The sequence below is a fragment of the Rhodopirellula sp. P2 genome, from assembly GCF_028768465.1.
In the GTDB taxonomy this organism is placed as follows: Bacteria; Planctomycetota; Planctomycetia; order Pirellulales; family Pirellulaceae; genus Rhodopirellula.
In genome coordinates, this window is sequence record NZ_CP118225.1 from 3,947,119 (window position 1) to 3,959,256 (window position 12,138).

Genomic DNA, 12,138 nt, shown 5'->3' on the forward strand with positions numbered 1-12,138 from the left:
CACCTGCGTACCTGCTTAAGTCCCTATTTATGAGGATGAAGGTTTGGCTTCCGATTCGGACCTTCCGAGTGAAACTCCGGCGAGTAAAACTCAACCGGGCAACGTCAAGCGTCCGCCCGAGACATCGCAGGTGGATGCGACCGTCGCGTCTGGACGAGCTGCTCCAGACATCGAAACCCCGGACTGGATTGGACGTTATCGCGTCATCCGTCGGATCGGGAGCGGCGGCTTTGGTTCGGTGTTTCAGGCCAAAGATGAGTCACTCAACCGTGACGTCGCGATCAAGATTCCGCTGCGGTCGCTGCAAGATGTCAACGATGAATTCCAGTGGACATCGGAAGCCCGGATGGTCGCCAAGCTGGACCATCCCAACATCGTTCCGGTTTATGACGTGGGCAACTCCGACGAGTTTCCCTTCTTCGTCGTTTCGCGATTCATTCAAGGCCTGGATCTTCGCGAACGTTTGCTGGCATCCAAGCCATCACTGGAGGAAGGACTGGGCTGGATTCGCTCGATCGCCGAAGCACTGCATCACGCGCATTCCAACGGCTTGGTTCACCGAGACGTCAAACCAAGCAATCTGCTGATCGACACCCAAGACCGAGCTTGGTTGACTGATTTTGGATTGGCGATGAGTGACGATGCTCCTCGCCCGACCCGTGCGGGGTTGCTGATCGGAACCTATTCCTACATGAGCCCCGAACAAGCTCGTGGCGAAGGTCACTTGGTGGACGGTCGAGCAGATATTTTTGCTTTGGGGATCGTGTTGTACGAGCTTTTGGTGGGACGGCGTCCCTTCAGCGGTGGCTCCAGCCAACAGTTGCTGCAAGACATTGTCCGCGCCGAGCCCAAGCCGCTGCGGCAATTCGATCCGAATTTGCCAATTGAGCTGGAACGCATCTGCTTGAAAGCGTTGGCCCAGCGAGTTTCGGATCGCTACCCCACTGCGGCTGCCATGGCAGCGGACCTTGGTTCTTACCAAACCGAAGAGTGCACGGTCGATTACAGCGGGGATTTGTCGGCGACGTTTCTCCCTGGCACCAACTCGCTGTCGCCACCGGGTGTGTTGGCAAACTCGCCCCGTCCCGATGCGGAACCACGTGTGATCCCCAAAGGCTTGCGGGCCTTTGACCAGCACGACCGCAGTTTCTTTTTGCAGTTGGTCCCCGGGGCGCGAGATGCTCGCGGTGTTCCCGAGGTGCTGCGTCAGCTGAAGATCCGGATTGACTCGCGAGACATCGACGAGGCATTTCGTGTGGCACTGATTTACGGGCCATCCGGTTCCGGGAAGTCATCGTTGATGCAGGCGGGTTTGGTGCCCTTGCTGGACGCATCGGTGGAAGTCGTTTCCGTGGAAGCCAACGCGACGCACACGGAATCCCGCCTGTTGGCGGCCCTGCAAAAACTGGACTCCAACACCGCTGCGGAGTCCACGCTGATCGGCGCGATGGCATCGATTCGAAAGAACGGTGTCGGTGGCGGAAAAAAAGTCTTGGTCATTGTGGACCAATTTGAGCAATGGCTGCACATCCACCCGAGAATGCAAGACGAAGTCTTGGTCGACGCAATCCGGCAGTGCGATGGCAAAAACCTGCAGTGCTTGTTGTTGATTCGGGACGACTTCTGGATGCCTGCGACTCAGTTCTTTCACGAACTGGATTTGCGATTGGTTCAGGACGTGAACTGCATCGCGGTGGACCGCTTTGATCGCAGGCACGCTCACTATGTTCTGACGGAATTCGGTCGGGCGTATGGATGCTTGCCAGAAGACCTGGGGCGGATCACTGCCGAACAGACCAAGTTCATCGCCCGGATCATTGAGGCTGTTCAAGAAAACGGCAGAGTGATCTCGATTCATTTGGCCGTGCTGGCGCAAATGTTGAAAAGTCGCACGTGGGATCTGAAGACGTTGGCTGAGTTCGGCGGCGCCGAAGGCGTCGATATCGTTTACCTCCAATCAACCTTTGAAGACTCCAATGCTTCGCCGCACCACCGAAGGCTGCGCGACCCTGCCAAAGCCGTTTTGGCCGAGTTGCTGCCTGAACGAGGGGCCAAGATCAAAGGGCAGATGAAAGACCTGGATCGACTCCAGGAAGTCGCTGGTCTGGATCACGCGACCTTTGGCGAACTGATCGAGGCTCTCGACGGAGAACTTCGGTTGATCACACCCACCGCAGCGTTGGATGGCGTGGATTCCGATGTTTCCCAACGCAGCTATCAGCTGACGCACGACTTTTTGGTCGAGCCCATTCGGGATTGGTTGACTCAAAGTGACCGCCAGAGCATTCGTGGGCGAGCCCGATTGCGTTTGAATGAGTTGACGGAGTATTGGAAACCGAAACGCGAAAATCGTTTTTTGCCAAGTGGTTTGGATTACCTTCGCTTTCTCGCTTTGACCGCACCTGCGCAACGCACGGAAGATCAGGCCAAGCTGATGACCGCCTCGGCTCGCTACCATGGAACTCGCTGGGCCATCGCTGCTGCTCTGCTGGTTCTCGCCGGCCTCGCGGTCGCCACCGTCAACCAAAACATTGCCAATCGTTTGGCCAACCAAGAAACGGAATCGATGGTTTCTCGCCTGCTCGCCGCCGATGTGGCGATGGTGCCTCAGGTGATCGAAACCATGCAGCCATTTCGCGAGGAGGCGGAACCTCGATTGCAATTCGTGTTGGCGGATTCAAGCAAGACGCCTCGTGAGGTCCTGGCTGCCAGGTTGGCTTTGGTGGATCAGGATCCCAGTCAGATTGAACCTCTGATCGATGCCATTTCACAATCGAATCATGACACGCTGGGTGTGATTGCGGAACGTCTTGCGCTGCAACCGGAACTGGCAACGCGAACGCTTTGGTCACGGTTTCAGTCCGACACACTGGATGAAGACCGGCGACTTCGCTTGGCGTGGGTGCTCGCGCAACTGGATCCCGTGAATCCCGATTGGAAACACCACGCATCACGCTTGGTGCAAGCCATCGTGAACCAGAATCCGACGCGAGTCGGTGAGTTAACACCCGGCTTCACACGCATCGCCGAACACATCATCGAACCCGCCGTTCAGTACTTCGCACCAACATCGGATGCGAACCAATTTGATCCTGGTAGCGACGTTCGATTGAACGCTGCGTTTCTGATCTCGCATTGTCTGACACCCGCCGATCCTCTCCTGAAGGACTTGCTGATCGTTGCGGAGAAGGACCAGTTTGAGTTGCTGCTGTCGGTAGCGAAAACGGATCCCCGGTCCATCTCGCAGTTCCTCAATGAAGAGTTGAAGCAGCGAGCACGGCCCACCTGGACGGACGCCGGAAAACAGGAACCGTTCCCGGAAATCAACGTTGAGTTGAAAGACGAAATCACAGGAATGCAAGGGTTGGTCGGAGAGGCTTTCGCAATGGTTCAGCGTTGTCCCTGGGATGACTTTGAGTCGCTTGCACGATCGATGCAGCCCTTCGGATTCCGTCCCGAGTGTGTTCGCGTCTATGAGAAAGACCAGGATTCGTGTGTCGCGGCTGTTTTCAAACGTGACGGTTTGGATTGGCGGTTCACTGGTGATGAGGATCGCGAATCCGTGGAGGAAACTCAACAAGCGATGCGGGACGAAGGGTTTTATCCCTGTGACGTGACGGCGGTTCCCGTTGGTGTTGTCAACACGGAATCGGAACCGACGCAGATGTTGCAGAAATACGGCGTGCTGTGGACGGAACGACCTCCTGGTGTCATTGATTCCAGGATTTATCTGGGACTCTCTGGTTCGGAACATCAAGCCAAAGGCTGGGAGCCGCTTCTTCACAGCGGGTTCGTGCCCAAATCCAATTTGAAACGTCGTCATCCAAGTGGGAGCGATCGTTACAGTTCGGTCCGGCATCGGTTGGTTGCGCCTCCGATGACCGAGGACGCGTGGAACGAAAGTCCCTACGGCTTTCAAACGCGGGTGACGTTGGGGAAATATCAAACCGACATCCGCTTGAATCCTCGCGGTGAGTTTGACGAAGACACGTTGAGCTACGCCGCGGTTTGGTGGAACGGTGGCGCTTTCGAATCAAAAACGTTGGAACGGCTTCCCGCAGAGGACCATTGGCGAGAGTCAAAGGGATTGGCCGCGGCAGGTTATCGCTTGGCCAGTCTGTCTCTGGTGGAAGACGGCGAAAGCGTCGCTGCATCGGTGTGGCTTCGTCCCGTTGTGACGGATGAACAAAAGGACCATGTTGCGAGCCGGCAGGCCAACGCCATCATCGCTCTGGCCCGCCTGGGATCCGCGGAGCACCTCTGGAAGTCCTTGGAGGACGCTCCTGACCCTCGTTTGCGATCATTTCTGATGGATCGACTGGCGTCGCTCAGTGTCCCCTCCTCCATGTTGCTGGAGCAACTGCGGGTGGAGGGCAATGAGTCTCGTCGGTTTGCGTTGCTCGCTTCACTGGCGCGATATCGTCCCGAGCAGTTGCCAGCGGATGACCTTCGGGAGCTAAAAACACTGGTGAGCGATTGGGGGACGAAACATCCTCAGGCCTCCATTCATTCGATTTGTCGCTATCTCGCGAATCGCTGGAAGTGGGATCAGGTCGTGGAGCAAATTGACCAATCCCATCGGCCTTCATCGTCTGCTGACAATGTTTCGGAAGCAGCCAGCGTCTCAGACGCAGATGAATTGGCTCCCGGTTGGGACCGAAACGGGCAAGGGCAAACGATGGTGACGATCCAGGGGCCAGTGGAGTTTGTGATGGGATCTCCTGGGCATGAGTCTTTCCGCGACCACTCGTTGGAGATTCCGATTCGCACCAAGATCCCTCGGACATTCGCGATTGCTGACGCGGAGGTGACCTTGGCGCAATACCAACGCTTTGATCCCGATGCGAGTTACGCGACCCAGTACGCACTTCAACCCGACTGTCCGATGACTTCCGTTGGATGGTTCGAAGCGATCAAGTACTGCCGTTGGCTGAGTGAACAGGAAGGCATTCCTGAATCGCAAATGTGTTACCCCTCAATCCAAGAAATTGAGGCTTCGCACCAGTTGCCCGAAGGGATCAAGCGTCCCAAGGACTTTCTGGAACGCACCGGGTACCGACTGCCAACGGAAGCAGAATGGGAATATGCCTGCCGCGGGCGAACTCACACGCCTCGTTCCTATGGAAATTCCCCCGAGCTTTTATCTCAGTACGCCTGGACGACGGAAGGATCCGCCCAGAACTCGAGAGTCTTGTTCCGGCCGGTCAGGCAGTTGCTCCCCAACCCGTTCGGTTTGTTTGACACGCTCGGCAATGTGATGGAGTGGTGCGAAACTCATGAAGTCTCACGCCGCGAAAATAAGACGATGATTGTCGACACGACCAATGGCTTGATCGACAACCAATCGACTTATCGGGCCGCACGAGGCAGCGCCGTGTTCTACATTCCGACGACCATGCGTTCGGCCAAACGAGAACAAGAAAAGCTTTACACGCAACACCCTTACCTCGGATTTCGTGTCGCACGCACGTTGCAGGTGTTGGAAGAACCGAGTGCGGAATGAGTCGCCTGGCGTGTTGCTGGTGACCACGAGTGCAGCCAATGATCAAGGGGCAAGCTGAGTCTGTTCTCCCCATTGGCCGTCGGTTTTTCGTTGGTAAACCGTGCCCTTGTCCGTGATCACTCGGAGTTTCTGGTTGACCGTTCGCAGGTCGATCGGCTTGCTGTCATTGGACGGGAGAGAAACGGGGGACCATGTCGCGGACGCTGCTTTGAATTGGTAGAGATTTTGGTCTTCGGTGAGAGCGTGAAGCGGTTGAGAGTCCGCTGCTGCCATCATGCAAACCTTTTTGCCCGCCAACGGATCGCGACTGAGATGCGACCAACTGGCGCCCGAGGCGGCATCCTTCAGTTGGTAAACGGTTTGGTCGCGAGCCAGTAGAAACAGGTTTTTGTTATTGCAGACCAAGTCATCCACTTTCCATGACGAGGGGGAGATGACATGTCCGTTCTCGTAGACTTTTCGGTCGTTCTTCAACAGGAAGCGTCTCCGGATGAGAGGTGGCGGTGGTGCGAACGGATTCACCGGGCCAGCCGAATCGGTTTTGACCATCCATGCTTCGTAGGGGGCGTGGTCCTTGATTCGCAACACATGAGCTTCGGCGCACCACTGGCTGACGTCGATCGAATCAAAGTTGTCGTACGAAGCCCAGCAGAACCCTTGGTCCTTCCACTGTGTGCCCCACGAATTCATCAATCGAAGGGATCGCTTTTGGTCGTCGTAGCCAACTGCGGTGACGGCATGATGGTTCACCTCCGCGGCTGAATCGCTGCTCCAACGGTAAGGGGAACCATCGCTTGCATCGGAACGGAACTCCGTTTCCATGCGAACGACCAGGATGACGGGGTAACCCTCATGCAAGTACTGCTTGATCTCATCGAGGTTGCCAGCACGTGTGTTCTCGAGCAGCCGAAAGGTGTTGGCCTCGACCGCCGCTCGTGGTGAGACTGGTCTGTTGGATTGATCCAGGTTCGCTCGCGATGCACACCCATTGAGTTTCAAGAAGTCGATCGCTTGGAGAACAGTCAACCCCTCTCCATTGCTGGAAATCTGATCGTAGACATATTCGGGACTGAAGTGGTCGCCAGCGAAGGTTGGTTTGCGTCGACGTTCTTGGCTGATTTGGCAGGAGTAGGTCGAGTAGGCAACCGCCCAGGCGACGCAGTCGTTTTGGGATTGTTTGCCGGGGGTCGGCAAATGGTCTCGCAGGTCGACTTGTTCGGGCAGCAAGACCGAGTCCGTCGGGCCCCAGTTTTGGTCAATCCCGGGCGCCATGCTGTAAGCGGTGCCCATCGGCGGTACGAGGTGAGTCTCGTGCTCGGGGCTTGGAACGCGGTCCGGAACGGCTGTTTCATTCCGGGCGGCTGGGCCCGAAATCGCCGCACTTGGAATGGGGGCAGCGGTCGATGGTGAATGGCGTATTCGTGTCGGAATCTGTTGGTAGATTGGTGGCGGCATCAAGATGACACCGGGGTTGTCGGCGGACTGAGCGGCCAAATCGCTCGGCCCAATGGCTGTCAAAGCCACGCCGACGAAAGCTGTCACGAAACACAAACGCATGCTGTCAGGCCCAAAGAAAGATCAACGGAAGGAGTCGGAAATGGTTGGTTCTGCGTTGCTCACGCCCGCTGGCAAACTTGCGTGGGGCCTGAAAAAGGAATAGCCTTTCTCTTCGTGGGGTGAACAAACCAGCCGCTAGCATTCTATCCGAGACAAGCATCATGAGTAAAAGTCCAGAGCAAGTTCGTGCCATGGCATTGTCGGGGACCGTCTCGATACCACCGCGGTTCCCTGAATTGGCGACCATCACTTTCGAAAAAGGCGCTGCCGTTGCGGACCCCGCTTATGTGGTGGCGAGTCAGCAGTTGTCTCCCAAGCTTGCGGTCAAACGCAGTTTCTACGCGATGGACGTGAAGTGTTTGTTCGTTCCCAACTCCACCACCAACGTTGATCTTGAAAACGGCGAGTGGTTTGAGGGCGAGAAACTGGCTCAAAAAGCGTACGCGATGATGAACCAGGGCAAGGTGAACGGCATTCTCTACGTTCGCGAGCAGGCCCAGTCGTTGCTCGAAATGGAAGCGGGCATGACCGCGGCGGAGAGTGCGGAGTTCTACCCGCCGCTGCCGGAGGATCGTTCCGTCAACCACTACAACATGGAACCATCAGGGGTTTCCGCCGGTTGCCACTGAGGTCGCGCGATGAATTTCATGCCAACGATTGATCTGGCACTGCTTACGCGAGACGATCGCCCCTTGCAGGATTCTGTCCGGCACGCGATCGAGTCCCAAGTCGACGTCCGATTGAACGTGCACCGAGTCATCGGTCAACCTGGTCGGACGGATGCCAGCCGGATCGCAACCATCGTTCGGGCTCGAAACGAAGCCGTTCGTCGTGGCCGTTCGGACCACCTGATGTTTTTGGACGACGACGTGGTGCTTGGCAAAGACTGCATCGCTCGGTTGCACCATGCCTTGGTTGCGAGATCAAACTATGGGGCGTTTGCCGCGGACTACTTGGGCGAATCATCGGCTCATCGAGATTCACGGCATGTCGCGATGGGAGCCACGTTGTTCCGTCGATCTGTGTTGGAACGGCATGCGTTTCGTTGGGAACCCTCCAAGTGCGAATGTTTGTGCCGGTGCGAAGACATTCGCCGCAGTGGAGCACGCATTGGATATTTGAGCGGCGCCAAAGCATGGCATCTGACGCGTCAGCGTTCGTCGGCTGATTGTGCGAGAAGGAACGCTGCGGCAGTGGATCCTCCACCAATCAGCGTGAATCCGGAGGTCGTGAAGAACGCGAAAATTTTGGTGGCCTTCAATCGCCGTGATGTCCGACGATTCCAAGACGTGTTCTTGCGAACGTTGCGAGCATCGGGAAACACCCAGGAAGTCATCGTTGTGGGGTACGGTTTGTATCCCAGCGAGATTCAGAGCCTGCAAGCGTTGCCGAACGTGCGTTTCATTCGCCAACCGTACAACGGGCAGCTCCCACCGGTGAGGCGATTGACTGACTTTCGTGACATCGTCGCTCAGCTACCAAAAGGAACTCCGGTGGCTTACTGGGATGCGGGGGACGTGCTGTTTCAAGGTCGGCTCGATTCTCTTTGGCAGCAGACCCAGCAACATCCCAGCAAGATTTTGGCGGTCAGCGAACCACTTGGGTTCCCCCACAACAAAGCGATTCGGGGGTGGACGCAGACGATCGAAGATTCGTCGACGCGTCAGCGTGCGTTTGAACTTTTCGCGTCCAACCCCTTTCTGAACAGCGGTTTCAGTGCGGGAACGGCGGAGTCATTGAGCCGGTACTTCACCGAAGCCGTGCGACTGCGAAGCAGGGATTTGCGTGGAACGACCGACTGGGGCGACCAGACGGCTCTGAATCTCTATTGTCACAGCGATTCAGAGCGTTGGGTGGAAGTCTCCGAGGATTGGAATTTTTGTGTCCATGATCGCCGACGAGGGGATGTTCGTGTCCTGCCCAACGGGCAGGTGTTGAACCGTCAGGGAACGGCCATGCCCGTTGTGCATGGGAACGCTCGTTCGTTGACGCAACTCGCGATCGTCCGATGAGCCATTCATGAAACACATCGATGAAGACACGCCGACCTTTGTGATCAGTACGCTTGACGAGCAATCACAGGACCGGGTTCGTCAAATCGAGTGGCACCTGCACCGGGCAGGGTTTCGCAATGCGGAAATCATTCAAGCGAAGACGCCCACTACCGAAGACTTCGAACGTCTTGGATTGCCTGCCATTTTGCAGGGCAGGTGGCGATCCGATCTTCAGCACATGTGGGGGTCTGCCGCGTGCACGCTGTCGCACATTCAGTTCTACGACCGCTCGGAGGACGAGCTGCCGGTGATCGTCTTGGAAGACGACGTCACGATTCACCCAGAGTTTTTTCGGTTTTTAGAAAAGATCAGTTTCCCAGAAAAGGTTGAATGGGACCTGTGTCATTTGTCGTACGTCAATCTGCAGGTGGGAAGCCAAGCGAACCCCGACAATCTCGTGGCCCCGCATTTGGTTCGATGCCCACCAAACCACGTCGCGGCAACCTACAGCTACATCGTTCAGCGATCGTTTTTAGATCGATTTGCACCACTGGAAGAAGAGGTCGATTGCCAATTGGCTCGCCAAACCGAGGCGATTCGTAGTTTTGTGATCGAACACGAGCCGAAATTGACGTTGCCCGATTTCGAAATGGAGAGCGTGCGGAATTCGCTGGATCGAGTTTCCTGGCGACTGAACAACCCGCGTTCTGATTGATTGGACTGTCGATGATGGAGGCGAATCGACGTTGCCCAAGTTGCCTGTGAGCTTTCGCAAAGTCCCTGAATTGCCAGTTGGCAGAGGGGAATTCGGATGGGGATTTCATCTTGGTGCGATCAAAGGGTTCTGCTAATTTCCCTCTCATCGCCGGAGAGCCAGGAAGGCCCCCGCAAACGGCGATGCGATCTTCACAGAACCGGAAGGGAGTCCGACGTGGAAAACACGCAGAAAATTGGCCCAGCTTTGACCGGACAAACCGCGCATATCCGTTGGATGATTCGACGCGATATGCCGGATGTCTTGGGGATTGAATCCAACTGCTTTGAGTTCGCTTGGTCGGAGGATGATTTCATCCGCTGCCTTCGCCAACGCAACTGCATTGGCATGGTGGCAGAATGCGACGAGCGTGTGGCGGGTTTCATGATCTATGAACTGCACAAGAATCGGTTGCATATCTTGAACTTCGCTGTTCACAGTGACTACCGACGTCACGGCATCGGCAACACGATGATGCGAAAGTTGCTGGGCAAGTTGTCCCAGGAACGTCGCAATCGCATCATGCTGGAAGTTCGCGAGACGAACTTGGAAGCTCAGTTGTTCTTCAAGTCGTTGGGTTTCAAGGCCATTTCGGTGCTGCGAGATTTCTATGACGATGCGACGGAAGATGCCTACTTGATGCAGTTCCGCTATCAGCCCACCGCGGAAGAATTGGCTGCCCCTCACAATCGCATCACACGGATGGCCGGCTGAATCCAGCCGCAGGTCATTTCATGACCTGACACGCAGGGCGTTGCACTCCATGTTCAACGCCGTTTTTGATCGCCGTGTTTTTCAGTGCCGCTTGATGATTTCAGGTGGCAACTGTGGCGATGGTCTCAAGCGTTCAGTTGCGATGGAGTGACTTCAAAGACGCGGTTGGATGGTCCATGCTCGGACGCTTCTTACCCGGACCTCATCGCGGCCTTGTTTGATCAGGTCTCGGTTTTGGGGAGTGGCGACGTTCCTGCCATACAGTCCTGCGTCGACCGGGATTTGTTCCCCCTCGGCTCGAAGGTTCTGGTGGTCGCTGGATTGGCCTGCTCCGGTGTTCGCTTCTCGTGAGACGATCAGGTACATCGGTACTGTTGGGACCAATTTGGAGTCGCGGACAACTGCTTGGCCGTCGACAAACCAGATCAAAGCCTGCTCGGTCCAGAGCAGCCCGATTTTGTGCCAGCCTTGATTGATCCCCGGGACGTCGATCGATGTCTTGCCGTCTTCACGAAGTTCGTTGAAGGTGGATGGTGGATTCGTTTTTCCACCGATGCACTTCATGAGCAAAATGTTGTTGCGGGATTCGGCCTCTGGCGAATCTTTTTCAACGACCATCTCGTGTTCGTAGATGTCAATCTCAAGTCCGTTGCTCGGATCGTCGTCGTACGCTCCGCTTTGTTCCGAGGCCGGCATCAGCCAAAACGAATGGCGGTGAGCAAGGGCTTCCATGCCTTCGAAGTTCACCTCGATTTCAAAGAATGTCCCTGGCTCAAAGGTAACGTTGGGGGAGGCTGTGTCCGTCTTTCCTGGTTGCCCCCAAAATTGATCTTTGGGGACCTGTTGATCGGTTCGTTCGACCGGCACTTGTTTGCCGTTCATGCTTTTCAGTGCAAAGGTATCGAACCAGGAAGTGTGGATCTCAAAGTCGGCAAAGTTGACTTCGCCGCGGGCGGCATCGTTGGGGTCTGGGTCAAGGTATGCAAAATTGCGTGGCGATTCGCCGGCGTCACGGCTCACAAAACCTTCGATGTCTGAATCGGCGACGAAGCCTCGTTGGATCAAAACGCCATCTTCAATCGAGGCCGTTTGGTCATGGTGTTTGTCGTACCAGGCCGCGTGCCGCCGTCCCGGTCCCTGGCGATGTTGGCCGGCATTGTTGCTGACCGCCATGTCTTCTCGGCGGAGGAACCCTGTTTGGGGATCCAATGCTTCCGGCTCTGAAAAATCAACGTCGTATGTGAGACGAAACTCAAAGCGTTCGTGTGCACGTTGATCATTGATCTTCGGCAAATCGTCCGCGATCACAGGGGTTAGCAGTGAGAGGGCGAGGGCAATCACGCCAGTTGGTCGACTGCACATTTGGAGGCTCACTATCTGTTCGAAGGTTGTTTGGTCGCGTCGGCCGACGACTGCTGAGTCGCTTGCTCGCTTTGGTCAATCATAGCTTGCATTTCGGCAAGTTCCGTCTCGCTGGCATCCTCAATCACACTGTGGGCTTCGCCAGAGTCGCAGCCTGTCAGGCACAAAATGCATGAGCCGATGAAAAGTGTGTTGAACGCGAAAAGGAGGTTTTTCATCGTGATGTTCGGACGGAGGAAGTGGCGTTGTATGAT

8 protein-coding genes are annotated in these 12,138 nt (G+C 56.0%); 5 read left to right on the plus strand and 3 right to left on the minus strand.

The genetic code is table 11. The annotated features are described in order from the left end of the window. The first annotated feature begins 43 nt into the window (after positions 1–43). Positions 44–5,503 (plus strand): bifunctional serine/threonine-protein kinase/formylglycine-generating enzyme family protein, encoded by a 5,460-nt coding sequence (locus PSR62_RS13845; RefSeq protein WP_274403595.1) that lies wholly within the window; start codon positions 44–46, stop codon positions 5,501–5,503. A gap of 42 nt (positions 5,504–5,545) precedes the next feature. Here the strand turns inward: PSR62_RS13845 and PSR62_RS13850 are convergent, their stop codons facing one another. Continuing rightward, complete coding sequence (locus PSR62_RS13850; RefSeq protein ID WP_274403596.1) at positions 5,546–7,045, minus strand: C1 family peptidase; 1,500 nt, start codon at positions 7,043–7,045, stop codon at positions 5,546–5,548. A 176-nt stretch (positions 7,046–7,221) separates the two neighbouring features. Here PSR62_RS13850 and PSR62_RS13855 point away from each other — a divergent pair, with 176 nt between their 5' ends. The 4 genes from PSR62_RS13855 (at position 7,222) to rimI (ending at position 10,522) form a co-directional block, all read left to right on the plus strand. Next, positions 7,222–7,689, plus strand: coding sequence for a hypothetical protein (locus tag PSR62_RS13855; protein ID WP_274403597.1), 468 nt, complete (start codon positions 7,222–7,224; stop codon positions 7,687–7,689). Positions 7,690–7,698: 9 nt separating this feature from the next. Continuing rightward, positions 7,699–9,072: a glycosyltransferase family 2 protein gene (locus PSR62_RS13860; protein WP_443217272.1), complete on the plus strand. Its 1,374-nt coding sequence runs from the start codon at positions 7,699–7,701 to the stop codon at positions 9,070–9,072. 7 nt (positions 9,073–9,079) lie between these two features. After that, positions 9,080–9,769, plus strand: a complete 690-nt coding sequence (locus tag PSR62_RS13865) for a glycosyltransferase family 25 protein (RefSeq protein WP_274403599.1) — start codon at positions 9,080–9,082, stop codon at positions 9,767–9,769. A gap of 276 nt (positions 9,770–10,045) precedes the next feature. After that, positions 10,046–10,522, plus strand: a complete 477-nt coding sequence (gene rimI / locus PSR62_RS13870) for a ribosomal protein S18-alanine N-acetyltransferase (RefSeq protein WP_102017535.1) — start codon at positions 10,046–10,048, stop codon at positions 10,520–10,522. Positions 10,523–10,675: 153 nt separating this feature from the next. Here the strand turns inward: rimI and PSR62_RS13875 are convergent, their stop codons facing one another. Both PSR62_RS13875 and PSR62_RS13880 read right to left on the minus strand, forming a co-directional pair. Beyond that, complete coding sequence (locus PSR62_RS13875) at positions 10,676–11,884, minus strand: glycoside hydrolase family 16 protein (RefSeq protein WP_274403600.1); 1,209 nt, start codon at positions 11,882–11,884, stop codon at positions 10,676–10,678. An 11-nt stretch (positions 11,885–11,895) separates the two neighbouring features. Continuing rightward, positions 11,896–12,102 (minus strand): hypothetical protein, encoded by a 207-nt coding sequence (locus PSR62_RS13880; protein ID WP_274403601.1) that lies wholly within the window; start codon positions 12,100–12,102, stop codon positions 11,896–11,898. Between the last annotated feature and the right edge of the window lie 36 nt (positions 12,103–12,138).